The sequence below is a fragment of the Massilibacteroides vaginae genome (assembly GCF_900178525.1).
In the GTDB taxonomy this organism is placed as follows: Bacteria; Bacteroidota; Bacteroidia; order Bacteroidales; family Tannerellaceae; genus Massilibacteroides; species Massilibacteroides vaginae.
On the sequence record NZ_FXDJ01000006.1, the window covers coordinates 486,924 to 512,127 of the forward strand.

General features: G+C 41.0%; 22 protein-coding genes. 8 read left to right on the plus strand and 14 right to left on the minus strand.

All coding sequences use genetic code 11. The annotated features are described in order from the left end of the window. Window positions 1-4: 4 nt before the first annotated feature. The 3 genes from B9Y81_RS02535 to B9Y81_RS02545 all read right to left on the minus strand — a co-directional run bounded on the left by B9Y81_RS02535 (window position 5) and on the right by B9Y81_RS02545 (window position 4,526). Window positions 5-886, minus strand: coding sequence for a FimB/Mfa2 family fimbrial subunit (locus B9Y81_RS02535; protein WP_085535413.1), 882 nt, complete (start codon window positions 884-886; stop codon window positions 5-7). Between the two features lie 151 nt (window positions 887-1,037). Further along, entirely contained in the window at window positions 1,038-2,180 is a 1,143-nt protein-coding gene (locus B9Y81_RS02540) for a hypothetical protein (RefSeq protein ID WP_085535414.1), read from the minus strand. A gap of 1,113 nt (window positions 2,181-3,293) precedes the next feature. Continuing rightward, the gene (locus B9Y81_RS02545; protein ID WP_176221432.1) at window positions 3,294-4,526 is read right to left on the minus strand and encodes a tyrosine-type recombinase/integrase; all 1,233 of its coding nucleotides are present in this window, start codon (window positions 4,524-4,526) and stop codon (window positions 3,294-3,296) included. 892 nt (window positions 4,527-5,418) lie between these two features. On the opposite strand from B9Y81_RS02545, the gene B9Y81_RS02555 reads away from it, so the two are divergent. Genes B9Y81_RS02555 through B9Y81_RS15185 form a run of 3 tightly spaced genes read left to right on the plus strand, consistent with a single transcriptional unit; the run spans window position 5,419 to window position 6,185 of the window. Next, window positions 5,419-5,661 carry a hypothetical protein gene (locus B9Y81_RS02555; protein ID WP_085535417.1) on the plus strand — a complete coding sequence of 81 codons (243 nt, stop codon included), beginning with the start codon at window positions 5,419-5,421 and terminating at the stop codon, window positions 5,659-5,661. After that, entirely contained in the window at window positions 5,652-5,966 is a 315-nt protein-coding gene (locus tag B9Y81_RS02560; RefSeq protein ID WP_085535418.1) for a type II toxin-antitoxin system RelE/ParE family toxin, read from the plus strand. The genes B9Y81_RS02555 and B9Y81_RS02560 overlap by 10 nt, the downstream gene beginning before the upstream one ends. Before the next feature lie 33 nt (window positions 5,967-5,999). Continuing rightward, window positions 6,000-6,185 carry a hypothetical protein gene (locus B9Y81_RS15185; protein WP_139822879.1) on the plus strand — a complete coding sequence of 62 codons (186 nt, stop codon included), beginning with the start codon at window positions 6,000-6,002 and terminating at the stop codon, window positions 6,183-6,185. Between the two features lie 457 nt (window positions 6,186-6,642). On the opposite strand, the gene lptB is transcribed toward B9Y81_RS15185, so the two are convergent. Next, window positions 6,643-7,395 (minus strand): LPS export ABC transporter ATP-binding protein, encoded by a 753-nt coding sequence (gene lptB, locus B9Y81_RS02565; protein ID WP_085535419.1) that lies wholly within the window; start codon window positions 7,393-7,395, stop codon window positions 6,643-6,645. Between the two features lie 794 nt (window positions 7,396-8,189). Here lptB and B9Y81_RS02570 point away from each other — a divergent pair. Then, on the plus strand, window positions 8,190-8,936 hold the full coding sequence (locus B9Y81_RS02570) for an MlaE family ABC transporter permease (protein ID WP_085535420.1): 747 nt from the start codon (window positions 8,190-8,192) through the stop codon (window positions 8,934-8,936). Between the two features lies 1 nt (window position 8,937). Next, the gene (locus B9Y81_RS02575; protein WP_085535421.1) at window positions 8,938-9,708 is read left to right on the plus strand and encodes an ABC transporter ATP-binding protein; all 771 of its coding nucleotides are present in this window, start codon (window positions 8,938-8,940) and stop codon (window positions 9,706-9,708) included. Between the two features lie 113 nt (window positions 9,709-9,821). Here B9Y81_RS02575 and metK read toward each other — a convergent pair whose 3' ends face one another. From metK to miaB, 8 genes are all read right to left on the minus strand, one after another. After that, the gene (gene metK / locus B9Y81_RS02580; RefSeq protein WP_085535422.1) at window positions 9,822-11,111 is read right to left on the minus strand and encodes a methionine adenosyltransferase; all 1,290 of its coding nucleotides are present in this window, start codon (window positions 11,109-11,111) and stop codon (window positions 9,822-9,824) included. A 190-nt stretch (window positions 11,112-11,301) separates the two neighbouring features. Next, window positions 11,302-11,766: a 2-amino-4-hydroxy-6-hydroxymethyldihydropteridine diphosphokinase gene (folK, locus tag B9Y81_RS02585; protein ID WP_085535423.1), complete on the minus strand. Its 465-nt coding sequence runs from the start codon at window positions 11,764-11,766 to the stop codon at window positions 11,302-11,304. A gap of 1 nt (window position 11,767) precedes the next feature. After that, window positions 11,768-12,820 carry a tRNA preQ1(34) S-adenosylmethionine ribosyltransferase-isomerase QueA gene (queA, locus tag B9Y81_RS02590; RefSeq protein WP_085535424.1) on the minus strand — a complete coding sequence of 351 codons (1,053 nt, stop codon included), beginning with the start codon at window positions 12,818-12,820 and terminating at the stop codon, window positions 11,768-11,770. Between the two features lie 8 nt (window positions 12,821-12,828). Then, window positions 12,829-13,536 carry a tRNA pseudouridine(55) synthase TruB gene (gene truB / locus B9Y81_RS02595; RefSeq protein WP_085535425.1) on the minus strand — a complete coding sequence of 236 codons (708 nt, stop codon included), beginning with the start codon at window positions 13,534-13,536 and terminating at the stop codon, window positions 12,829-12,831. 6 nt (window positions 13,537-13,542) lie between these two features. Then, on the minus strand, window positions 13,543-14,337 hold the full coding sequence (locus B9Y81_RS02600; protein WP_085535426.1) for an undecaprenyl-diphosphate phosphatase: 795 nt from the start codon (window positions 14,335-14,337) through the stop codon (window positions 13,543-13,545). Next, window positions 14,334-14,576 (minus strand): DUF3098 domain-containing protein, encoded by a 243-nt coding sequence (locus B9Y81_RS02605; RefSeq protein WP_085535427.1) that lies wholly within the window; start codon window positions 14,574-14,576, stop codon window positions 14,334-14,336. The genes B9Y81_RS02600 and B9Y81_RS02605 overlap by 4 nt, the downstream gene beginning before the upstream one ends. Window positions 14,577-14,589: 13 nt before the next feature. Next, the gene (locus B9Y81_RS02610) at window positions 14,590-15,471 is read right to left on the minus strand and encodes a cell division protein FtsX (protein ID WP_085535428.1); all 882 of its coding nucleotides are present in this window, start codon (window positions 15,469-15,471) and stop codon (window positions 14,590-14,592) included. Between the two features lie 413 nt (window positions 15,472-15,884). After that, on the minus strand, window positions 15,885-17,261 hold the full coding sequence (gene miaB / locus B9Y81_RS02615) for a tRNA (N6-isopentenyl adenosine(37)-C2)-methylthiotransferase MiaB (protein ID WP_085535429.1): 1,377 nt from the start codon (window positions 17,259-17,261) through the stop codon (window positions 15,885-15,887). A 247-nt stretch (window positions 17,262-17,508) separates the two neighbouring features. On the opposite strand from miaB, the gene B9Y81_RS02620 reads away from it, so the two are divergent. Further along, on the plus strand, window positions 17,509-17,961 hold the full coding sequence (locus tag B9Y81_RS02620; protein ID WP_085535430.1) for a hypothetical protein: 453 nt from the start codon (window positions 17,509-17,511) through the stop codon (window positions 17,959-17,961). A 60-nt stretch (window positions 17,962-18,021) separates the two neighbouring features. Then, window positions 18,022-20,211: a glutamine synthetase III family protein gene (locus B9Y81_RS02625; protein WP_085535431.1), complete on the plus strand. Its 2,190-nt coding sequence runs from the start codon at window positions 18,022-18,024 to the stop codon at window positions 20,209-20,211. Window positions 20,212-20,437: 226 nt separating this feature from the next. Here the strand turns inward: B9Y81_RS02625 and B9Y81_RS02630 are convergent, their stop codons facing one another. Together B9Y81_RS02630 and B9Y81_RS15435 are read right to left on the minus strand one after the other, a co-directional pair. Next, on the minus strand, window positions 20,438-23,146 hold the full coding sequence (locus B9Y81_RS02630; protein WP_085535432.1) for a DUF6383 domain-containing protein: 2,709 nt from the start codon (window positions 23,144-23,146) through the stop codon (window positions 20,438-20,440). 164 nt (window positions 23,147-23,310) lie between these two features. Next, window positions 23,311-23,433 (minus strand): hypothetical protein, encoded by a 123-nt coding sequence (locus tag B9Y81_RS15435; protein WP_262494091.1) that lies wholly within the window; start codon window positions 23,431-23,433, stop codon window positions 23,311-23,313. Between the two features lie 411 nt (window positions 23,434-23,844). On the opposite strand from B9Y81_RS15435, the gene B9Y81_RS02635 reads away from it, so the two are divergent. After that, on the plus strand, window positions 23,845-25,176 hold the full coding sequence (locus B9Y81_RS02635; protein WP_085535514.1) for an MATE family efflux transporter: 1,332 nt from the start codon (window positions 23,845-23,847) through the stop codon (window positions 25,174-25,176). The last annotated feature ends 28 nt before the right edge of the window (window positions 25,177-25,204 follow it).

Here is a 25,204-nt window from a genome sequence, read left to right on the forward strand (position 1 = left end):
CTTTTTAGGACTGATCCACCGGAGTTTCTTTCCAAGGTTCCACAGTAACCCGGACAGTTGTGTTTACTATTTCTAAATAGATCGGGACAAGCACCTCATTGTCTTCCGTGATCTCGATTCCGTGTTTACGGACAAAGGAGGAAAGCGAGACCGAAAAACGGGACTTTCCCGTATGCGTATCGTATAAAACCACTTCTAAATCATCTGCTTCCGAAAAGCGTAATACATTCAGTGAGGTATGTGCCATTTTATTTATCGGTTCAAAAACAACAGGAGGATAATAATCAGCAAACTTTCCCAGACATTGCATCGCGTAACCGAAAGACGTACGCGTATGGCTGATGCCGATAAGCGGAAACGAAGCCGCTTCCCTAAGCTGTGGTGCGTCGATGCCGCGCACATGAATATCAAGCCCGATATGGGCAGGACGAAAAAAAACCGTATCCGGCTGTACGGCGGAATAATCAACGGTAAAAGTCTGTGTGCCGTAATATAACGGGTCGGTGGTCGGTATCGGCAGGTCGGTGTTCAGGTTCGGGTGGCATACTTCCACCTCTTCGAAGAAACACCCCACGGAAAAGCCGCTGAGTACCGTATTTTCGAGCACATTACCCCAGCAAACAACGGTATAATCACCCTCCGCAAGCGAAAGACCAATACCTTGAAGAGACATTAATTCCTCTTTCTCCACACACCTACTCTCCACGCAAACACCCAACGAATCAAAAACACCCAGGTTCACACAACTTATGCGTGACTGAAAATCGGGATAGTTGAACAGCAGCAGGTGGTTACGATCGGATGGGCAACTCCCTCCGTTGTCATGCAAACAACAACAAAGCAGCAGCGGCAGTGAAAGAATTAATATCGTTTTAAACCATTTCATTTGTAAGACATTTAGACCGGATCAAAGCAAAAGACCGGATTGATAAGTTTGTAAAGCGGAAGAGGGCGGCGCCAATCAGAAAACAGACCGGAGGGATGCCCTCCCCGCTTATATAGTTAAGGTTTATAAATTCCTTTTTATATTAAACCGATCATAAAACAGGGTCTACATTTACTGTATCCCAAGCCTGAACAGTTACATATACCGTGATATCCTTAGTTGTAGTAGAAGGAGTTGCACTTAAATTGCTGTTATCAAATTTGATATTCGCAATTTTATAAATATTATTCGCATCAAATTTATCAATCACCAAACCGGTTGAAGCGTCCTTGAACTGAGCAATAGTAATCCATTGTGTTCCGGTTATTGTACCACCGGTACTCGTGAAATTGTCTAATTTAATTACTAACTCCGGAAGCGCGTCGGGAGATGGATTAGCAGCTGTAGCATCAACTGGGAAGAACTGGTAAGCCCAAACTCCTGGGGTAGTGTTAGGAACTTTCGTTAGTGAACTTACACTTGATGAACCTAATGGGAGTCCTAAATCAGCCAAGGAACCATAATTAGCAGCAGTGAAGTTTGCAGCAGCAGTAGGACCGTTGTAAAGCAAGCTTGATACAGTACCGTCAAATTGCATAGCCCGATACGTGTTATTCACGAAAATACCCTCTACGCTAAATCCGGTAATTGGGTCGACTAAAGATGCGGCAGTCGAGTTATCGTATTCAATCTGCGCGATCTCAAAACGAGAAACAACCGGTTTGATGGTCACAGTAGCCGTATACACATTAGTCGCTGTAGGACTAACAGAAAGACCGCTCTGTCCTTGCAGCGTTACATTAGCTACCGTAGCTTGATCGGCAATAGCCAGCACCGCAGTTTCAACCGCACTAAGAGTTGTTGCAGCAGACAATGTAGCGTTCAAAGAAGCAGGTACATTACCAACAACATAAATAGTTTGAACGGCTCCGTCAACACCCGTTTCAGTATGACCGGCAGTAGCGATCGTATTGATATCTGCTTCACCCGGAGCCGGAGATAATGACATTGCAACCACTCGATCAATCGCTCCGCCAGTTTTCACAAAATACACATACCCATTGCTAAGCGTAGCGGTAGTGCCTGTAGCTGAAGCTTCGTCCGCATAAGTGGTGGGAGAGCTCAGGTCCAATTTCAATGTAACCGATTTCGTTTCTTTGCTGATTTCCGTAGGTTCGTTCTCGTTTGAACAACTGCTGAAACCGGCCATTAATGCCATGGCTACTAAAGCCGAAAATTTGAAATTCTTTTTCATTTTCAAAATCTGTTTAATTAATAATAGAAATACTTAATATATATTTATAATGTAAAATAAAAGCAAATACTCTCCACCCCGTGGTACACACCACAGAACACCTCTTTTTTATATGTAATCGTTTATTTCTTTGGCAGTCTTTCAGCAGCTAATCTCCATGAACAAAGTCATATAGAACAGTTCGCTTATTCCGGTACTAACTAAGTGTCGGAATGTCTATTTGCGAGCGTGTTAAAACGCTATTAGTTAGCGGATTGATTAAATTAAAACCTCAACATTTTTAGGCCTGAAAACATTGGGAAAACAATCAGGCGTAAAAATTGAAAAAATATGTTTTGTATAGCATCCGTTAGGCGGATATTACAACACTACGAAAAGAAAAATTGTAAGCGTTTTTTAAACAAGGTAATTTACAATGTATTATGAACCAAAATTATGACTATGTTACTGTTCAAAAACAAGTATTGCTTGTCTTTTACACTTGGCGGCAGATAAGCCCGGGTGATAAAAACAGCAGAGAAAAAGACAAACCTTTATTACAGGGTTATTTAATCTTCTATTGAAGGTTTAACAACTAATTAAGTGATAGATGCAGCCCATAAGGATATAAAATAAGTACGTTGCCGAACTAAAAATAAGTTTGGAGGTGACTCCTTATTTTCTCCTCTAAAAATTAACAGAAAACGGGTATAGCCGGTCCGGCTCGGAAACCATAATCAACTACAGCTTCTGAGTATCAGACCGATAAAAACACCTAAGTTGCTTAAAAGCATACTTGTCGACACGTGTTTTTACCTGTTGAATGACGAAAAAAGGGTACGCTCGCTTATAAAATAAGTGATGACAACCCGGATTTTATGGGCAAACACAATCAAAGCGGATATATATAGCTAACCACTGTATGGAAGTTCCGTTTAATGGATGAATTTGATAGTTAATCTACACAAAAAGCTTTGAAAAGTTAAGTAAAAGGATTAAATGGTTTCGGTTTTTTACAGCCAATTATGTCTTTACATTCCGACACTTAGTTAGTATAGGTCTTGATTAACAACATTAATTTTACAGGAGCAAAGGTAAAAAACAATTTTATAAACCACAGCCCATTAACAATAGTTAACTTAAAAAGCAAGTAACTTTCTTATTCGCATCCGCCAACGCACGCCCATCGAAAGCTCCCAGATAAATACGGGTGGTCTTTTCGGACGTATGGCCCAGGCATTCACTGATCAGACCCACAGGAAGATTCTTACGACGCGCGATAGTAGCCCACGTATGACGGGCAACGTGCGTGGAAAGATTAGCCGTAAGCCGTTTCAACCATTTATTTTGCAGACGAAGCGCGCTCTCATATTGCAGAAACTCGTTTTCGCCCGGACGGGAAATAACCGGAAGCACATAAGGCGAGTTTTTCACCTGGTCAGCGTAACTGTGGATCAGCTTTCGCAACTCCGGCGTAATACTCACTACTATACGCTGACCCGTTTTACGGCGGCGGTAACAGATCTGGTTGCCACGGATATCCGTTTTGCGGAGAAAAGCCATATCGACAAACGACATGCCCTGCGCCAGAAAAGCAAACAGAAAGTAACGACGCGCCTTTTGCAGCTTCTCTTCTTCCGAAGGGCTGCATTCGTCTGCCGAAAAATCACGAACATGTTTCGCAATCCGGTTGATCTCCTTCTCCGAAAGCGCGCGTTTACGTGTTTCGTCCACTCCCGTATATACATTCATAAAAGGATCGATACCGGTGCGGTCTGCCCTACCCGACTCCACCGCCTTGTTATATATAGCGCGAAGGCTTCGCATATAAGAAGAGGTAGTGTTGCGGCTCATGCCTTCCTTTTGCAAATGTTCCTCCAACGAGCTGATCAATCGCGGCGTAATGTCCGAAAAAGAAAGACTCCCGTTGCCGGTAAAATTCTTCAGCCGAAGTAAGGCCGTAGTGTACGAACGGACAGAACTGATCTTTCCCGCGGCGCGCATCTCTTCACACAGCGATGATGCAAAGGAGAAGAAAGAACATCCTGAAGTTTTCAACCGGTACGCGGCAACAAGTTCAAGCGATGAAAATGCCCCCTTCAATGCCAACCGGTCGGCCAACTGACGCAAACAACTGAGCACCTGAACAGTTTCCCGTTCCACACGGCTCAGGTAATCCAACCGCGACTTTGGCGCATCCTCCCAGCGCACACGTTTACGGTTCCGATCCCACTCTTCGGGAAACAGCGTATAGGGTAATGTTATACTTGCTGATTTCCGTTCGCGAATGATCCGGACAAACAAACTGCCCGAAAAGTTTTTTCCCCGGGTAGAACTCCGGTGATGTAAATCAATTGATGTTTTCATAGAATTTAAATTTATCGTAAATACAAAGAGATAATACAAATAGACAATACAATGATAATCCATATTTCTTTAATAAACAACCAACCTCTTTGTCATCGCGACCGTTCCTCTTTGTCATCGCGACTGTTCCTCCCTGTCAACCCGACCACCCTTTCCTGTCAACCCGACCGCTCCTCTTTGTCAACCCGACCATCCCTCTTTGTCATCTCGACCAAAGTGGAGAGATCTCTGCATAAAGCTTCGTTATATAATAGTCTGATGGGATGAGATGCTTCGACAAGCTCAGCATGACAGTGGATGGGGCAGGGTTTTAAGGGGTTTCACCCCTGCGACCCCACATCATTTTTTGGCTTGATCCAAAAAACGAAGCAAAAAAGATCAAGGCTGCACTTCCTTCGCTAAAAAACACTGCGCTTTCGCTAAACAAATCGAAAACTCGCTGCGCTCAAACAACGATTTGTTTTTAACGCTTTCGCTCCGTGTTTTTCTTAACGCTCATCCAATGAGGCCGGTTTTTTCACGGCTCGCCGCTTTTCGCGGCATCGCGCTTTTTTCTGGATAAGAACCATCTTTTTTGTCTTCTCGACATCCTTTCCTGTCATCCCGACCGTTCCTCTTTGTCATTCCGACACCCCTCTTTGTCATCTCGACCGGAGTGGCGAGATCTCTGTATATGGCTTCGGTTAAGAATAGTCTGACGGTATGAGATGCTTCGACAAGCTCAGCATGACAAGGGGTTGCGGTGAGATGCTTCGACAGGCTCAGCATGACAGTGGTTATTGGTTGTTTATTAATGTGTATTGGTTTGGTTTTGAATGATGAGCGGTTGTTGCTACGGTTGGTATTTATTTTTGTATATTTGCATATATAACGAATAAGAAAGGGGGTTACTATGACTACTTTAGAATTAAAAGCGAAAATACTGCAAGATATTGACAATGAACAAGATAATGTTATATTGGAAAAAATACAAAAATATTACCGTAAATTGAAAAAGGCTAAGGGTGATAATATGCCTTGCCAATATACATTGGATGAATTGAAAGGTCGATTAGCCAGAGGTAAAGAAGAGGCTGATAATGGTGGCGGTATTGAGCATGAAGAATTTATGAAAGAGGTTGAAACATGGTTCTAATATGGCTTTCACCTGCAAAGGAAAGTTTAAAAGAAATAACAGATTACTATAAGAAAGAGTATAGCGAGAGGGCGGCCAGGAAGATAGTAAGGCAAATAAAAACAGCAGTAATGAAGTTGAAGGATTTTCCGGAAATGGCTGCTGTTGAATTTTTATTAGAAGATGAACCTCTAATTTACCGCTCGTTGGTTGTTACAAGCACGTATAAAGTGGTATACTACATTGGCAGTGATGTAATTTACGTATATGATATCTGGGATTGTCGTCAGTCTCCTGAAACGAACAAAAGAAAGAGTAAAAAATAGAGTAGTTCTATATAAAGAAATAATTAGCCCGAAATGAAATTAGGTATTTCAGTTCGTTTTTTTTTGTTTTATACTGACATTTTTCCTGTTATCACAATCCTTCCTCTTTGTCATTCCGACACCCCTCTTTGTCATCGCGACCACCCCTCCACTGTCATCTCGACCGAAGTGGAGAGATCTCTGCGTATGGCTTCGTTAAAGAATAGTCTGATGGGATGAGATGCTTCGACAGGCTCAGCATGACAGCGGATGGGGCAGGGTTTTAAGGGGTTTCACCCCTGCGACCCCACATCATTTTTTGGCTTGATCCAAAAAACGAAGCAAAAAAGATCAAGGCTGCACTTCCTTCGCTAAAAAACACTGCGCTTTCGCTAAACAAATCGAAAACTCGCTGCGCTCAAACAACGATTTGTTTTTAACGCTTTCGCTCCGTGTTTTTCTTAACGCTCATCCAATGAGGCCGGTTTTTTTCACGGCTCGCCGCTTTTCGCGGCATCGCGCTCTTTTCTGGGTAGGAATCATCTTTTTTGTCATCTCGACCACCCTTTCCTGTCAACCCGACTATCCCTCTTTATCATTCCGACCGAAGTGGAGAGATCTCTGCATGGGGCTTCGTTAAAGAATAGTCTGATGGGATGAGATGCTTTTACTGGCTTTGGGTGACTGTGAAGGGGGGTTAAAAGACTTTTTTTCGTAGTTGGAAGTCTTTTCCTAAGTATTTTTCGCGGACAATTTCGTTTTCGGCTAATTGTTCGGCTGTGCCCTGAAACAATACTTTTCCTTCAAATAACAGGTAGGCACGGTCGGTTATGCTTAGGGTTTCGTATACGTTGTGGTCGGTGATAAGGATACCGATGTTTTTGTGCTTTAGCTTTGCTACAATGGCTTGAATGTCTTGTACGGCGATCGGATCGACTCCGGCAAAGGGTTCGTCAAGCATGATGAACTTCGGGTCTATGGCCAAACAACGGGCAATCTCCACACGACGGCGTTCTCCTCCGGATAACTGGTCTCCCAGATTTTTCCGCACTTTATACAGGCCGAATTCAGCAATCAGGCTTTCTAATTTTTCTTTCTGGTATTCGGGGGTGGTTTCGGTCATTTCCAGTACGGAACGAATGTTATCTTCAACCGTCATTTTACGGAACACAGAGGCTTCTTGGGCAAGGTAACCAATTCCGTTTCGGGCTCTTTTATAGACCGGAAATTTTGTGATCTCCATATCATTCAGAAAAATCTTACCCTCGTTAGGCGTGACAAGTCCTACGGTCATATAAAATGTAGTTGTTTTTCCGGCACCGTTCGGACCGAGTAAACCTACAATCTCGCCCTGCTTCACATTGATAGAAACATGGTTCACCACAGTACGGGTTCTATATTTTTTTACCAGATCCTCCGTGCGGAGTACCATTTGCTGATCGTCTGTCATAACTAAAGATTTACTGCAAAGTAACAGAATTTAATCGCGTTTTAAATGCAGGCTTACACGTTTAACGTTCTTTCACCAATCAACAACTGTTTAAGGCAGATATCTGCTATATATCAGATTGCTCCACAGCGATCAGGTTAATCAAAAAAGTAAGAAAAACAGTCTTTTTCCAAACAAATTGCCACCCGTTTATTTTAATGATTCCTCAACGCGTTTTATTGAAAAAACAAACCATCGCCCCATTTACGCCTTCAGTGTCTCAGAATCGATTTATCGCAGTTTTCAATCGTACTCTTTTATTGTTAAAAACTATATTACTATGTGTTTTTCAGGATAAAGGATATTTTTTAAAACATAAAGGTTATTTTTAAAAACATAAAGGATGTCTCACAAAAGTTATCAGTTTATTTTCCCGGAAGCGTTCGTGTGATTATGAGAGAAAAAGGGATGATTTCGGGTTTTTAAAAGGAGTTTTCGTTCTTTATTAGCATTCATTTACTTTTCAACACCACCACTAAACACCTGTTAACAATCATGCCATCTATAGATGAATACAAAAACGGCTGTTTTAGTATCAATTTGTCAAAACGGAAACGAGCAATATTTTAGCAGGCTCTTATAGATGTATCATACTGGTTAATTATTGTTCCTACAAATAAATGTATAATTTACTGCTGAATTAAAAAGCTTTATGCCAATAGAAAACGACTGTTATTCTTGGCAACAACATCTTTTAGCTATTAGTGTTAGTATAAATAACTTATATTTGCATCTTCTAAATCAAAGAAACAGAAATGTACAAAGCATTACATACAATGGGAGAATATACGCTCCTGATGAAGAAATCGATTACACTTCCCGACCGGTGGAATATGTTCTTCAAACAATTGATACGTGAAATCTATAAGTTGGGTGTCGACTCATTATGGATCGTTATCATCATATCGATATTTATCGGAACGGTTATCGCAATCCAGATATCGTTGAACATTAGTTCGCCGTTAATCCCTAAGTTTACAATCGGTTATACAACCCGCGAGATCATTCTGCTGGAATTTTCGTCTTCCATCATGTGTTTGATCCTTGCCGGTAAAGTAGGTAGTAATATCGCTTCCGAAATCGGAACCATGCGCGTGACCGAACAAATCGACGCAATGGAAATTATGGGTGTTAATTCTGCCAATTACCTGATAATGCCTAAAATAGCCGGACTTATGTTGTTTATCCCCGTGCTTGTGATCTTCAGTATGTTCACCGGAATTCTGGGGGGGATAGCGGCCAGTTATGTTTCTGGCAACGGTATGACGCCGGCTTCTTTTGAATACGGCTTGCAGTTTTATTTCAATTCCTTCTACATCTGGTATTCTATCATTAAATCAATCATATACGCTTTCATCATCTCGTCTATCGCTGCTTTCTTCGGCTATTATGTTAAAGGAGGTGCTTTGGAAGTAGGTAAAGCAAGTACTAACGCGGTTGTTATGAGCAGCGTAATGATTCTTTTGGCTGATGTTATCTTAACCCACTTAATGCTTACCTAAAATGATAGAGGTTAAAAATCTTACGAAATCTTTTGACGGACGCACTGTCCTGCACGATATTAGCGCACAGTTTGAGGATGGAAAAGCCAATCTGATTATCGGACGAAGCGGTTCCGGCAAAACGGTACTGATCAAAAACATCATCGGATTGATGAAACCGGACACGGGAGAGGTTCTATACGACAAGCGCAACTTCCTGAACATGAACAAAAAGGAACTAAAGTTGCTGCGCCGGGAAATGGGAATGCTATTTCAAGGGTCGGCCTTGTTTGACAGTATGACCGTGCTTGAGAACGTGATGTTCCCCTTAGATGTGTTTTCTAAAGACTCGACACGTGAACGAAAAAAACGGGCAGAATTCTGCCTTGAGCGTGTAAACTTATCGGAAGCCGGACATTTATATCCTTCTGAAATAAGCGGGGGAATGATGAAACGTGCCGCCATTGCCCGTGCCATCGCGCTGCAACCTAAATATCTTTTTTGTGATGAGCCAAACTCCGGTCTTGACCCCAAAACGTCGCTCATCATCGACGACCTGATTTATTCCATCACCAAAGAATACAACATGACGACAGTGATCAATACGCACGACATGAATTCGGTTATGAATATCGGAGATAACATCATCTTTATCAAAGAAGGAATCTTAGAATGGCAAGGCAACAAACATCAGGTAATCACATCAAACAACCAAGCACTAAACGACTTCATCTTTGCCTCAGACCTATTCCGAAAAGTAAAAGACATGGAAAAAACACAGGAAGAAGGGTGAGGGTAAATATTATTGTAGAGACGCACGTGCTGTGCGCCCCTTTTTAAATAAAAAAGCTGTTTTCAGTCTTATAAGAAGACTAAAAACAGCTTTTCGCACGAATTTCAGCGTGTTTATTTCAATCCGAACGCTTCTTTTATCTTATCTACGTAATCAAGTTTTTCCCAGGTAAACAACTCTACTTCGCAAACGACCGGTTGCGGAATGTAACGTGAAGTAAACGTTTTTGTCACTGTTTGAGGAGTACGCCCCATGTGTCCGTAAGAGGCTGTTTCGAGATAAATCGGGTTTCTTAATTTTAATCGCTCTTCGATAGCTTTAGGACGCATATCGAACAGATTCCAAATCTTTTCCGCAATTTCGCCATCTGTCAAAGACACATTCGAACGACCATACGTGTTTACAAAAATGTTCATGGGTTTGGCCACACCGATTGCATAAGACACTTGCACGAGTATTTCGTCAGCAACTCCGGCGGCAACTAAGTTTTTCGCTATATGCCGAGCTGCGTAGGCTGCCGAACGATCCACTTTGGAAGGATCTTTTCCGGAGAAAGCACCACCACCATGAGCACCCTTTCCTCCGTATGTATCTACAATGATTTTACGTCCGGTAAGACCGGTATCTCCATGAGGCCCACCGATAACAAACTTACCTGTCGGATTTACATGATAGATAATATTATCATTGAACAGTTCCTGTACATGCTTCGGATAATGTGCTTTCACACGAGGGATAAGGATGCTTTTCACATCATTCGCAATGCGCCGTTGCATCGCCAGATCCGCTTCTTCCTGAGAGATGCCTTTTGTTTGTACGAATTCATCGTGCTGAGTAGAAACAACAATGGTATCAATACGAAGCGGTTTGCCATTATCATCATATTCGATCGTTACCTGACTCTTCGCATCCGGACGAAGATACGGCATCAGATTGATTTCCTTCTTTCGTATCAATGCCAGCTCCTGCAACAACGAGTGAGACAGATCTAATGCTAACGGCATATAATTGTTGGTTTCGTTGGTTGCATAACCAAACATCATTCCCTGGTCTCCTGCTCCCTGATTGTAAGGATCCTGACGCTCTACACCACGGTTAATATCGCCACTCTGTTCGTGAATAGCGGAGAGTACACCGCATGATTTTGCTTCAAACTGGTAATCGCTCTTTGTATAACCGATCTGTTCAATGACTGTGCGGGCAACTTCCTGCACATCTACGTATGCTTTCGATTTAACCTCTCCAGCAAGAACAACCTGCCCGGTTGTTACAAGAGTTTCGCAAGCAACTTTCGAATTTCTGTCATACGCCAGAAACTCATCAAGCAAAGCATCCGATATTTGATCGGCTACTTTATCGGGGTGCCCTTCAGACACCGATTCGGAGGTGAATAAATAACTCATTACTAACTTAAATTGATTATTTGTAATGAATTGACGATAGGAAATTGTCTGGAAGACAAACAACAGGAAGAATATTTGTTTTAGCATTTTTTCCCGTGGTTGCAATCAAAGACAAATCTATCCACGTCAATTCTATAATTCGCAAATTTAGTATTTAATCGTTATCACACGACAATTTTAACCTTATTTATTATGAAAGCAACCGATCATACAATTGACGAATCGTTTCTTTCGTTACCGGATGAACAACATCGGCGGCAATTTCAACCAATGGTTTCAATACAAATTCGCGCTCTAACATCAGTGGATGGGGTAAGGTAAGCAAAGGAGTGTTCAAAACAAGATCATCATACATAAGCAGGTCAATATCGATCAGCCGATCAGCATAGGCACCGTTACTTTTTTCCGTTCGCCCCATCTTCCGCTCAATATCCTGCGTTATTTCCAGCAGTTCCAAAGGCTGAAGGTCGGTTTCCAGCTCCAAAGCCGCGTTCAGAAAATGATTGTCTGAATCAAAGCCCCATGGTGCGGTTTGGAATAAATCAGAAAGGGCAAGAATCTTTCCTACCCTTTCTGCCAACAGCGCAATAGCTGTTAACATATTATTATGCCGGTCGCCCAGATTGGTGCCCAGACTTATAAATACTTTTGCCATATTAAATGATCAACATCGCATCTCCATACGCTCCGAAACGATATTTTTCTTTTATCGCTTGCTGGTAAATATCCATCATCAGATCGTAACCGGCAAATGAAGCAGACATCATCAGCAAAGTAGAATAAGGCATGTGGAAGTTTGTTACCATGCTTGTAGCTACACTAAAATCATACGGAGGGAAAATAAACTTATTTGTCCATCCGGCAAATTCTTTCAAATGTCCGTCTGTACTTACCGCGGTTTCGATCGCACGCATAACAGAAGTTCCGACAGCACATATCTGTTTTCCGGCGTCTTTTCCTTCATTTACGACACGAACAGCTTCAGCGTTAACGATCATTTCCTCCGAGTCCATTTTATGCTTTGTCAGGTCTTCCACATCAATATCACGGAAGTTACCTAAACCGGAATGTAGCGTAAGAAACGCAAAACGACAGTCTTTAATCTCAAGTCTTTTCATCAGCTCACGGCTGAAGTGCAAACCTGCCGCAGGAGCCACAACCGCACCTTCTTCGGAAGCAAAAATGTTCTGGTATCTCTCTTCATCATCTCCGTTAATTTCGCGTTCAATGTATTTTGGAAGCGGAGTTTCACCCAACGCATACAATGCTTTCTTGAATTCATCGTGATCGCCATCATAAAGGAAACGCAACGTACGTCCACGTGAAGTAGTATTATCAATCACTTCCGCAACCATGGAGTCATCTTCACCGAAATACAATTTATTTCCGATACGAATTTTACGGGCCGGATCAACCAGTACGTCCCACAGGCGTAAATCAGGATTCAGTTCGCGCAACAAAAAAACCTCGATACGAGCACCTGTCTTCTCTTTGTTTCCATACAATCTGGCAGGGAATACTTTTGTATTATTAAAGATAAACACATCTTTCTCGTCGAAATATTCAAGGATATCCTTGAAATGGTCACGATGCTCAACCTCACCGGTTTTACGATGCACCACCATCAATCTCGCCTCATCCCTGTTTTTGGTAGGATTAAGAGCGATCAATTCTGTTGGTAAACTAAATTTGAATTTTGATAACTTCATAATGAACTTTATTTATTTTCTTTTTCTTCTATTACTACTTGCTCCAGAAACGAATCTATGTCTTCCGGACTCATACATTTATCCAGCGTCACATCCCCTATACGGGTACGTTCCAAAGCAATCAAATGAGCACCGGAACCGAGCGCCAGTCCGATATCTCTGGCTAATGCCCTGATATAAGTACCTTTGCTGCAAACAATCCGGAGTTTTAGAACAGGCAACTCACAGGATAATAGCTCCAGCTCATCTATAACTAATGTTTTAGACTTGAGCTCAACTTCTTTTCCTTCGCGTGCCAGTTCGTACGCTCTTTTACCCTCTATTTTACAAGCCGAATAAACAGGGGGAACCTGTTCGATCTTTCCGATAAAATTGGGTAACACCTGATCTAAAAGCGCTCTTGATATATGTTCGGTCGGGTATTCATGATCAACCTCCGTTTCCAAATCAAAAGAAGGAGTGGTTTGCCCCAGCTTGATTGTAGCGACATACTCTTTGGTTTGATACTGAAACTCATCAATCCGTTTAGTAGCCTTTCCCGTGCAGATAATCATAACACCCGTGGCCAACGGATCCAAAGTGCCCGCATGACCCACCTTTATTTTTTTCACATTCAGTTTTCGGGATAATTTATACCGAAACTTATTTACTAAATCAAATGATGTCCACGTTAGTGGCTTATTAAAAAAGAGAACTTCTCCCGCAATAAAATCCATCTGCTCTTAAATCAACGAATATATAACCGCACACAAACCTGCAAACATACAATAATAAGCAAAGTAAATCAGCTTACCTTTACTTACCAGTTTAATCATCCATTTACATGCTAAAGCACCGGATACAAAAGCAGCAAGGAAACCAACTACCAACGAAACGGCAGGTATACCGGACGCTTCTGCTGAGAAGCCACCTTTCAGCATATCCAGAAATGCTTCACCTAAAATAGGGATGATAACCATCAGGAAAGAAAACTTGGCCACAAGCTCTCTCTTATTACCCAACAATAAACCGGCTGCAATTGTTGAGCCCGAACGGGAAAGTCCGGGTAAAACAGCACATGCCTGTACTAAACCAATCAGAAATGCGTCTTTATAACCAATTTCTTCTTTCAAACGAGGTTTTGCGTAATATGAAAAAGCCAGCAACGCCGCTGTTATAAGCAGCATACAACCAACCAACAATAATCCGTTGCCAAAAAGCGCTTCAACATAATCTTTAAAGAACAAACCGACAATACAAACCGGTATCATTGATAGCAATATCTTGGCGACAAATTGCGTCTCTTTATTCCATTTAAAACTAAAAAAGCCTTTGAAGAGTGTAGACACTTCCGGCCACAACACAACGATTGTACTCAATACGGTGCCCGCATGTACAACAATGGCAAAAGTCAGATTTTCCTCTCCACTCAGTCCGAAAATCTCACCACCAATAATAAGATGCCCGCTACTACTCACGGGCAAAAACTCAGTAAGTCCTTGAATTATACCAAGCACCAATGCTTCTATCCAACTCATTCGGCCGTTTCTTTTCCTTTACTGTTAACAAGAATACCGGCTATCATCAAAAGAAATCCTAACATTGTAACGATTGGAGCAATCACAATTCTCCGCGCGCTAAATATTTCAGGGTTAAAGGATACTTCATCCACAGGGCCTCCACCACTCATCAACACAAAACCAATCACTATGAACACAACGGCTACAGCAATCAGGATAAAATTTTCCTTACCAAAAGCAAAGTCTCTTTTAGTCATCTTTTCTTTATATTTATATATAGTATAATTTATCTACTCCTAAACGAAGATATTTATTCACAGAAACGATTGTGGCAAATACAGACAACAAAACACCCAGAATCAACACTACGCCATAAACCGCAAGCAGTGTAGTCAAATCCAATATCTGAATGAATCCGCTTAATATTTCCCGTTGTAAATAATATAACGCAGAGGTTAGCATCAATATTGCCAGCAAGGAGGCAAATATACCGCTAACCATATTATAACGAATAAACGGCGCACGGATAAACCCGGATGTCGCACCGACCAATTTCATGGTATGAATCAAAAAACGTTTCGAATAAATTAAAAGTCGAATTGTATTACTGATCAGAACAAAAGAAATAGTCATCAGCAACACGGCCAGCCCCAGAAGAACAAAACCTATTTTCTTCATGTTTTCGTTCACCATCTCCATCATATCTTTCCTGTAAAGCAAGTCAGACACGGAAGTGTAGCTTTTTATCTGTTTCTCGATAATGGCCATACTATCTACATTGGCATATTCGGAATTCAGCTTTACTTCGATAGAAGCCTGCAAGGGATTAAAGCCCAGAAACGTTTCCGGATTTTCGCCCAACTCCTCTTCCAACTCCCTTACGGCCTGCTCTTTGGATATGTAATTGGTAGACTTTATAAAGGGTTGCGCATCCAATGTTTTTTGAACCTTTTTGATGTCTGCCTCTTTTTGGTTGTCTTTAAGAATAATTGAAAAAGACATATTCTCTTTCACATATACAGATAGTTTATTACCTAACAGTCCGATTAAAAAAACAAGACCTAACAAAAACAGCACCAAGGCAATGCTTATTATAGAAGTAAGACGGGAATTGAAGAAAGAAACCGAACTAATCTTTTTATTATCAGCCATCTGACGATACCTTTTTAATTTACAGAACAGAGCAGCTATGTAAAGACAACAAACCGCCCAATTTTTCTGCAAAATAACGAATTATTTACCTAAGAACCCTACCCATTACCATAATTTAACAAGAAAACCCGGTTGGTACATACAATCAACCTGTAAAATTCGTTTTAAAACAGCGGCTGTTTTTTACATTACTATATAAAAAAAAAGATATCCTTTATTTTTGAAAAGATATCCTTTATTTTTTCAAAAATAACCTTTATGTTTTTCCGCATAAACAACTCGCTGATTTTCAGCAACATAAAAAGCAGGTAAAAAACAGCAAATCAAGCCCTGTTTTTTACCTGCCTCCAGCCCCCGTAACCCCGCTTTGTTAGTTCGTGATTACGAGTTGACGGATAGATATAATCCTTATATTATTCTTCTACCGGCTCACCAAACATTGTGGCAGAGGTAGCCCGGTTTATTTTAACTTTCACCACTTGCCCAACATGATAATTGCGCTTATCAAAGATCACAACTTTATTCTGACCCGTACGCCCGAATAATTGCTCGCGGGAGCGTTTAGAAAAACCTTCAATCAGCACGTCGAAAGTCTTACCTATATCGCGAAGGTTACTTTCTTCCGATAATTTGTTCTGCAAATCGATCATGCCTTGCAAACGACGAATTTTCTCGTCTTCAGGCACGTCGTCCGGCAAATGCTTGGCAGCATAAGTGCCGGGGCGTTCGGAGTATTTAAACATAAAGGAGGTGTCGTAGCCTACTTCCTTCATCATAGCAAGCGTTTCCTGATAGTCCTCTTCCGTTTCGGAGTGGAATCCGCAAAACAGATCGGTGGTAATTGAACACTCCGGCAATATACGACGGATTGCCGCTATCTTTTCCATATAGGATTCGCGCGTGTATTTTCTATTCATTATTTTCAGCATACGCGAACTTCCGGACTGTGCGGGCAAATGAATATGCTTACACAGATTGTCATGTTTTGCCATTACATAAAGCATGTCATCGCCCATATCACGGGGATGTGACGTGGTGAATCGTACGCGCATCGGATAAGCCGCTTCGGCCACGATTTCAAGCAGCATGGCAAAAGTCACGACATCATCCTCTGCTCTTTTAAACGCATAGGAGTTTACGTTCTGACCTAAAAGTGTAATTTCACGGAAGCCTTTTTCCTTCATATCACGCACTTCGTTCAGAATACTTTCCACATCGCGGCTTCTTTCGCGACCACGCGTGTATGGCACAATACAATACGTACAGAACTTATCACAACCACGCATGATAGAAATAAATCCCGAGATACGTTGTCCGCCCAGTTTTAGCGGGATCACATCTTTATAAGTCTCCTGTTTCGAGAGCTGAACATTAATTGCTTTTTCTCCGGACTCGGCTGCTCCTACCAACGACGGCAGGTCTAAGTAAGAATCGGGCCCCACCACTAAATCCACCTGATGAGAATTGATCAACTCTTCCTTCACACGTTCCGCCATACAACCCAGAATACCTACGATAAGATTCTTTTTCTTCTTTTTTAATGATTGAAAGTACTGAAGCCGGTTATACACCCGTTGTTCGGCATTATCACGCACAGAGCAGGTGTTTACAAAAACCGCGTCAGCTTCGTTTACATCTTCAGTCACCACATAACCGTCCATTTGCATGATAGACGCCACTACCTCCGTGTCTGCCACATTCATCTGACAGCCGTAAGTTTCAATAAACAGCTTTTTTTCTAAATTAGGAGTAGCAGATTTTAAGTCCGCACCCTTGTCTTCTGTTTCCATTAAGTTTATATTTATTAATAATTACTAAAAAAACATCATATTACTACAAAACATGATTAGAAATATTTGCCCGATTAATTATTAGGGCTATATTTGCATCAGAAAAACGTAAATTTTTTCATAGTTAAGGTTTTGGTTAAATTTGATAAGGGTGGCTGAGAAGTTACCCTTATTGCTTTTATATAGGTTATATATTTTCTGTTCCACTATTTATTTTTATATTTGAAGTGCAAAAATAATCAAAGTTATGGACAACCTGGGTGATTGGCTTTATATTGTTTTCCTCGCCATTGCGGTAGTAAGCGGTCTTTTCTCCGAAAAGAAGAAAAAACGGTCTGCGGCAAAGCCTGTTAAACCCCAACAACAAGTCGACACATCACCCGGTTCGGATCAGGGAAAAGGTTTCTGGGAAATATTGCAAGAAATGCAGAACGGCCAGCAACAACCCAAACGTTTGCCAAAACAAAAACCGGAGAAAAAGCAAGTTGCCGCAAAAAGCACGAAAGCTGCAACTGTTATCTCTTCGCCTTTCCTTTCGGGTGAATCCATTGGTTCGTCTCCCATACAACAAACCAACATTCTTCTTGAAGAACCTATCGAAACAGATCATCACATATCCAGGGAAGATTTTCATATACAAGATGTAGATGAAGTAAGAAAAGCAATCATATATAGTGAAATTCTTAATCGGAAATATTAGAATATCTATTCAAAAAACTGCGTACCTTTACGCCGTTATAACATAAATCAATCTACACAAATGTCAACTTTCCGTTTCAATGCGGTAGAAAGAGCATCTAACCGCAAGGCTGTTCCGGCTCTTGTTCCGGATCGCAAAGTATCCGACTTCTTTGGCGAAAACGTGTTTAATCGTAAGGCCATGAAGAAGTATCTCTCTAAAGAAACGTTCCGATTATTAACGGAAGCAATTGATAACGGCACCCCCATAGACAGGGAGATCGCAAATCATGTTGCTGCCGGTATGCGTATGTGGGCGCTCGAAAAAGGTGTTACGCATTATACACACTGGTTTCAACCGCTTACCGACGGAACAGCGGAAAAACATGATGCTTTTGTGGAACACGATGGCAACGGCGGACTGATCGAAGAATTCAGCGGCAAACTGTTAGCTCAACAGGAACCGGACGCATCGAGCTTTCCTAACGGCGGACTCAGAAACACGTTCGAAGCACGTGGTTATTCCGCTTGGGATCCCTCCTCACCGGCATTTATTGTAGATGACACGCTTTGTATTCCTACCATTTTTATTGCTTACACAGGAGAAGCACTCGACTATAAAACGCCGCTTATCCGCTCTATTGAAGCATTAAACAAAGCGGCGAAAGAGGTGTGCGACTTTTTCTCATTAGAGGTGAATAAAATCACTACTTTTCTCGGATGGGAACAAGAGTATTTTCTTGTAGACGAAGATCTATACTCGGCTCGTCCGGATCTTTCATTAACAGGACGTACGCTTTTAGGACATGAAAGTGCTAAAAACCAGCAGTTAGACGACCATTATTTCGGTTCGATTCCTACACGTGTACAAGAATTCATGAAAGACCTGGAAATCGAATGTTATAAACTGGGCATTCCGGTTAAAACTCGTCACAACGAAGTTGCACCTAATCAATTCGAGCTTGCTCCTATTTTTGAAGAGTGCAATTTGGCAAACGATCACAATCAGTTGCTTATGTCATTGATGAAACGGGTTGCCGAAAAACATTTCTTCCGTGTATTATTGCACGAAAAGCCGTTCATGGGTGTAAATGGATCCGGCAAACACTGTAACTGGTCTATGGCAACAGACACGGGTATCAATCTTTTCTCACCGGGAAAAGACAGGGAAGACAATTTACTGTTTATTACGTTCGTAGTAAACACCTTAATGGCGGTTTACAAGCACAATTCGCTGCTAAAAGCAAGTATTGCTTCGGCTACAAACGCACATCGTTTAGGGGCTAACGAAGCTCCTCCGGCTATTATTTCTTCTTTCTTAGGCACTCAAATCAGCGAAGTGCTCGACCGGTTTGAAAACAGTTCGATCGAAGATGCGATAGAGATGGACAGCAAAAAACGCCTTTATCTTGGCTTTGGTCAAATTCCGGAGATTTTACTTGACAACACGGATAGAAACCGCACCTCGCCATTCGCTTTTACCGGGAATCGTTTTGAATTTCGAGCGCTCGGATCATCGGCCAATTGTGGAGTCGCTATGCTTGCTGTAAACTCGGCAGTAGCCTATCAGCTTCAGCAATTCAAAGAAGAGGTAGAAACACGCTGCAAAAAGGGGAAAAGCAAACAAGAAGCTATTTACGAAGTTCTTAAAGCCTATATTAAAGAATCTAAGCCTATCCGCTTTGATGGAAACGGATACAGCGAAGAATGGAAGCAAGAAGCTAATAAACGTGGATTAGATTGCGAAACCAGCGTTCCGCTACAATATGACGCCTATTTGCTTCCGGAGTCTATACGCATGTTTGAAGCAACAAAAGTATTGAATGAAAAAGAACTTCACGCTCGCAATGAGGTGAAATGGGAAATTTACATCAAAAAGGTACAGATTGAAGCACGTGTGTTAGGTGATTTGTCGATGAATCACATCACTCCCGTAGTTTTACGCTACCAATCGAGTCTTTTAGACAATCTGACAAAATTGAAAGAAACATTTAGTGAAGGCGAATACGAAGATCTGTCCACCGAACCACGTCGGTTGGTACGTAAGATAGGGCATCATATATGCGCTGTTACACGTATGGTAGACGACATGATCGAGGCGCGTAAAAAGGCCAATCGAATTCAAGACTTGCGGGAAAGAGCGATAGCCTACCACGATACCGTTTCGCCCTACTTAAATGAAATACGCGAACATATTGACGATTTGGAATTGATTGTTGACAATCAAATCTGGCCACTTCCTAAATACAGAGAATTACTCTTTATACGTTAATAACGCAGTTGATAACAAAAAAAGAGGCAGCCTTTATGTAAGGGGCTGCCTCTTTTTTGTTATACGCCAATGTGCCTTGAAATCAAGCTTTCTCACGTATTCAGTTAACGCTCGGAGAATTGAATATTTGAGGGAAACCTGACGCGTGGCTTGCAATATTTCACAGAAATAAGGGATAACTGCATTAAAACAGTTACCCCTTATCAGGTTATTTATTGACCGTTAATTACTTAACGATAGCTTTTACCGCTTTTTCACCTACTACTGAAACTACTACGATACCCTTAGGAGCAGCGATAGTAACATCGTCAGAAGAGATAGTCTGGCTGGCTACAGTTTGTCCTAAGATATTGCTGATAGTTACAGATTTGCCGGCAGCATTTTGAATTCTTACTGCACCTGCTTCAGTTGAAACCTTAACAGCATCTGCTGCGTTAACATCTTCATTAGCAACCGGAGCATCAGTTGTTGGAGCAACAAGTACCGGAAGAGCTGTTTTATCAGAAGAAGAAACAACAACACCATTGATAAGCGCAAGTCTGCGAGGTTCAGCTTTTTCTACTTCTTCGAAAGGAACGATTTCATAAACGTTGTCTGCATCAGTGATGCGGAACAAGAATGCGCTTTCTTTCTTGATATTTGCTCTAACGTCGTTTACACGAACACCATTTTCATTAGCAATGAAGTTGATGCTATCGTTAAGGTTATCAAATTCACCCTTAACCGTTAAGAAGTTTCCTTTCAATGAATCATTGTCAGCAAAATGCTCAGCACCCTTCAAGATATAATAAGAAGGAGTTAAGCTTTCTACGCCAGATGTTGCAACGCTTGCAGAATCAACCCACAATGCAAAATCAGAAGCAATAGAAGCTGCTTTCAAATCATCACCTACACGTAAGAATTTAGCTTCACCATTGTCTCTCTTCGTTAAATAATCAAGACCTGTAGCCGTTTCGCTTTCATCTTTGAATGTATAGTGACCGGCAGCTAATTTTGCATATTCGTAAATAGGATCCGACAATACAAGATTAAAGTAAGAAGGACGAGAAGAAAGGTTTGTTGTAGCATCTACAGCAGTATATTGGATAGCTTCAACTGCTTCACCTCTTTCATGAACACGAGCAACATAAGCACCTTCAGTACTACTTGGGTTAGCAACTTTAGGCTCTGTAGTAGCTACTGGCACTAATAAATAACCAGTTTCTTCAGCATCTGTAGCCGCTTTGAAAACAAATGCAGACTTACGAGCAGGAGTTTTTGATAATACAAAATAAGGATTAGTTGTATAAGGAGAAACTCCTCCTTGACCAAAACCTAAATACAATGTATCTTTTCCAACTACTGTAGATAATTCATATGCTTGCAAGATGTCAGCTTCATTCTTAAGTTTTTTGCTTAAGTAAGAATATGGGAATGAATCAGGAGCAAGAAAGTTCTGATATGGTTTGAAACTGAATTTAATTGGATTCTTTGTAGAATAAGCAACTAAAGTAGTATCTCCCTTTTCTGTAGACTGAGCTAAATAAACATCAGCACCAAATGCATTAACAACTTCAATACTTACAGTTGCTGTTTTAGATTCTAAATCAGAGAATACTTTATAGCCATTCAAATTAGCAACTTTCTCGATTTTCAATGTATCTGTACCAACTACAAATCCAGCATCTACCTTCGTGATACGTCCTTTATTTAACAAAGTATCAGCAGCATAATAACGGTTGGAGATAGTATAGATTAATTTACCATACTCTAGGTCTGTGTCAATATACCATTGGTTTTCAGGTTTGATTTTAGCATCTTTTACAAGAGCACCAGTTCTACCTTGTCCTAAAGTTCTATAAACATTAACCTTCATGAAATCATTCTTTGCTGCATCTTTTGAAACAACAGTTAATGTATAAGGTTGATTTTTTTCGAAGATATTACCAATTTCGTCACCTGGTTGAGGAGCAGCTACCCAGAAAGCATTACCGTTTGTTGGATTATCAACACTATCTACAGTTGTATAATAAACATAGTCACCAACAAAACGAACTGTACCTAAGAAAGCAGCAGTATCTACAGAAAGATTAGAAGCTGCATCATATTTTTTCTTAACTACATCCCATGCATACATTGTATCTCTAACAGCTACAGCTACTTTGTCAGTAGTTGGGTCATAAAGTAAACCAAATGTATTGATCAAACCTGTTGTGTCAGCCACACCATATTTGAAACCAAATTGTTTTGCCATGAATGTTTGATCTACAGTTGAGTTTGTTAACCAGCTTGCAGAGTCTACATATAAATGACCTTTAGGAGTGTTTAACACAAAAACTGTATTGTCATTATCTGAAGCAGTAAAAGTATACGGACCTTCAATATTACCATTCTGAGAAGGAATAGAGAATGTGTATTTTTGATTTTCTTGCAAGTCAACAGTAGATAACCAACGACGAGCAGGAACTTCTAATACTAGTTTTACAATGTCACTAGGAGTTGCATTTGCATCTGCAACTAATTTACCTGTAGCACCTTTAACTAAATACTTAGCAGTATCTTCTTTAGAAAAAAATACTTGTTTGTAAACAGGAGAAGCTTCTGTCAATGTATCCAAACGGTTCAACACATTAAGGCGTTCACCAACGGCCAACTGATCACCATCGTTATCAAATGTCAAAAAAGCATTTGTGCTCTTGTTTTGGAAACGATAGGCCAAGTTTTCAGATACTGGACGTTTTTCAGAAGTTACACGCCATAAAGCCGCATTTGAAGTCAAAACAGCAGCGTCTGTTGAAAGAATTACAGAGTCTTTGCTCACTCCAACAACATAACCTGCGTCTGAACCATTAATTTGAGCCTTAAGCTTAAAGAATGGAGGTTCAACAGCAGCAGATGCCGTAAACGACATAAGTGCTAAAGCTCCACAAAATAATGTAGAAATCAATTTGTTCATAATAAAATAATTAATATTAATAATTGCGTAAATAAAATTCTAAAATTCAACCAAAACAACCCTCTACAGGGGCGAATACAATACAGTTCTTAGCGAACAAAGATAACGATAAGAATTATACAAGCAATTCTTTTTAGCTCTTTTTTATCATATTACACCTATTCTTATCCATTGAATATCTTTCCTTGTACGAAATGCAGCATTCTTCTTACAAAACAGATCATTTCACCAACATAAGCACTTAAACCGGAAAAAAACGTTATCGCATCCTTTATTTTTTCAATCATAAAGGATAGCGTAGAAAAAACAAAGGATATTTTTCTTTTTCGACAACTGTAGAAAAAGCTTTCTATATATGTGGTAAAGTTGTTCTACATATATAGCAAAGTTTTTCTATATATATAGAAAAAGGAAAACATCCTTTATGTATTTTTTTATAAAGGGTATACTTTCACAGTGTACCCTTTATTTAGATAACCTTAGCAATCACTTGGTAAAAACATCACTTTGCTCTCCCTGTATCGACGGGAGATGAATTGTTACTAATCAAAAATAAAAATGCATAAGAATAAGTATTAATTAATTCATGCAGCAAAGATATTTCAAGGCACAGAAGTGCGCAATCGCATAAATATGGCATTCCGCATACCATAAATACGGTAGAAAAAGTCTTACCTTTGCCGAAAATTAAGATGAATATGCAGGGAGCAAAAGATTTAACTCAGGGATCTATCAGAAAGCAACTTTTCAATCTGGCTATACCGATCATGGGAACTTCTTTTACCCAAATGGCTTATAGCATCACGGACATGGCCTGGATAGGCAGGCTTGGCAGTGAGGCGGTAGCCGTGATCGGTGCGGTAGGTATCCTCACCTGGATGACCAGCTCTATCGCCCTGCTGAACAGGGTGGGTTCGGAAGTTAGTGTCGGACAAAGCATCGGTGGGCAGGATGTTGATAAAGCTCGTTCGTTCGCATCACACAACCTCACGATCTCACTTATTTTATCTCTACTTTGGGGAGGGCTTCTATTCGCGTTGGCGTTTCCGATAATCAGCATATACAAGCTTGAAGCTAACATTACGTATCAGGCAGCGATCTACCTGAAGATCATCACTACGGCTTTCCCATTCGTGTTTCTTTCGGCCGCGTTTACCGGCATTTATAATGCTTGCGGACATACAAGTATTCCCTTTTACATCAGTGCTACCGGTTTAGTAATCAACATGATTCTTGATCCCTTATTTATCTGGGTATTCGATTGGGGCATAATAGGTGCGGCATGGGCCACATGGATATCGCAAGGAACTGTTTTCGTTTTATTTCTCTATAATATAAAGGTACGCAATCCTCTTTTCGGCGGCTTCCCGATCATCACAAAACTAAAGGGCACGTTCACGCGTCGGATTTTCCAGTTAGGACTTCCCGTTGCTTTACTCAACTCATTATTTGCGGTAATCAACTTGTTTATGGCCAGAACTGCCTCAGTTGCCGGTGGTCATATTGGTGTGATGACCATGACGGCGGGCGGACAAATAGAAGCTATCGCATGGAACACGTCTCAAGGATTCAGTTCGGCCTTAGGCGCCTTTGTCGCGCAAAATTACGCAGCTCAAAAGAGCGACCGGATAAACTCAGCCTATCGCACCACGTTGGTGATGACATCCGTTCTGGGGATATTTTGCACCATCCTATTTGTTTTCTTCGGGAATGAAGTTTTTTCCCTGATCGTTCCCACCCAAGAGGCTTTTGAGGCCGGAGGGGTTTTCTTACGCATAGACGGCTACTCCATGTGGTTTATGATGTTGGAAATAACGATGCAAGGGCTATTCTATGGAACCGGACGCACAATGCCTCCTGCCATTATCAGCATCACGCTTAATCTTCTTCGCATACCTTTAGCTATCTATCTCGCAGGGACTTCTCTGGGCATCGAAGGCGTATGGTGGGCAATCAGCATAACAAGTACGCTGAAGGGAATCGTAGCCTTCGGGTGGTTTAGGCTATTAAAAAAGAAGCTGCTGAAATAGCGTTTCTGTTTTTAATAATTCAGCAACA

Coding starts and splice junctions, on each gene's coding strand:
- B9Y81_RS02535 (WP_085535413.1), bottom strand. CDS start 886: ATGAAATGGTTTAAAACGATATTAATTCTTTCACTGCCGCTGCTGCTT.
- B9Y81_RS02540 (WP_085535414.1), bottom strand. CDS start 2,180: ATGAAAAAGAATTTCAAATTTTCGGCTTTAGTAGCCATGGCATTAATG.
- B9Y81_RS02545 (WP_176221432.1), bottom strand. CDS start 4,526: ATGAAAACATCAATTGATTTACATCACCGGAGTTCTACCCGGGGAAAA.
- B9Y81_RS02555 (WP_085535417.1), top strand. CDS start 5,419: ATGACTACTTTAGAATTAAAAGCGAAAATACTGCAAGATATTGACAAT.
- B9Y81_RS02560 (WP_085535418.1), top strand. CDS start 5,652: ATGGTTCTAATATGGCTTTCACCTGCAAAGGAAAGTTTAAAAGAAATA.
- B9Y81_RS15185 (WP_139822879.1), top strand. CDS start 6,000: ATGAAATTAGGTATTTCAGTTCGTTTTTTTTTGTTTTATACTGACATT.
- lptB (WP_085535419.1), bottom strand. CDS start 7,395: ATGACAGACGATCAGCAAATGGTACTCCGCACGGAGGATCTGGTAAAA.
- B9Y81_RS02570 (WP_085535420.1), top strand. CDS start 8,190: ATGTACAAAGCATTACATACAATGGGAGAATATACGCTCCTGATGAAG.
- B9Y81_RS02575 (WP_085535421.1), top strand. CDS start 8,938: ATGATAGAGGTTAAAAATCTTACGAAATCTTTTGACGGACGCACTGTC.
- metK (WP_085535422.1), bottom strand. CDS start 11,111: ATGAGTTATTTATTCACCTCCGAATCGGTGTCTGAAGGGCACCCCGAT.
- folK (WP_085535423.1), bottom strand. CDS start 11,766: ATGGCAAAAGTATTTATAAGTCTGGGCACCAATCTGGGCGACCGGCAT.
- queA (WP_085535424.1), bottom strand. CDS start 12,820: ATGAAGTTATCAAAATTCAAATTTAGTTTACCAACAGAATTGATCGCT.
- truB (WP_085535425.1), bottom strand. CDS start 13,536: ATGGATTTTATTGCGGGAGAAGTTCTCTTTTTTAATAAGCCACTAACG.
- B9Y81_RS02600 (WP_085535426.1), bottom strand. CDS start 14,337: ATGAGTTGGATAGAAGCATTGGTGCTTGGTATAATTCAAGGACTTACT.
- B9Y81_RS02605 (WP_085535427.1), bottom strand. CDS start 14,576: ATGACTAAAAGAGACTTTGCTTTTGGTAAGGAAAATTTTATCCTGATT.
- B9Y81_RS02610 (WP_085535428.1), bottom strand. CDS start 15,471: ATGGCTGATAATAAAAAGATTAGTTCGGTTTCTTTCTTCAATTCCCGT.
- miaB (WP_085535429.1), bottom strand. CDS start 17,261: ATGGAAACAGAAGACAAGGGTGCGGACTTAAAATCTGCTACTCCTAAT.
- B9Y81_RS02620 (WP_085535430.1), top strand. CDS start 17,509: ATGGACAACCTGGGTGATTGGCTTTATATTGTTTTCCTCGCCATTGCG.
- B9Y81_RS02625 (WP_085535431.1), top strand. CDS start 18,022: ATGTCAACTTTCCGTTTCAATGCGGTAGAAAGAGCATCTAACCGCAAG.
- B9Y81_RS02630 (WP_085535432.1), bottom strand. CDS start 23,146: ATGAACAAATTGATTTCTACATTATTTTGTGGAGCTTTAGCACTTATG.
- B9Y81_RS15435 (WP_262494091.1), bottom strand. CDS start 23,433: ATGATTGAAAAAATAAAGGATGCGATAACGTTTTTTTCCGGTTTAAGT.
- B9Y81_RS02635 (WP_085535514.1), top strand. CDS start 23,845: ATGCAGGGAGCAAAAGATTTAACTCAGGGATCTATCAGAAAGCAACTT.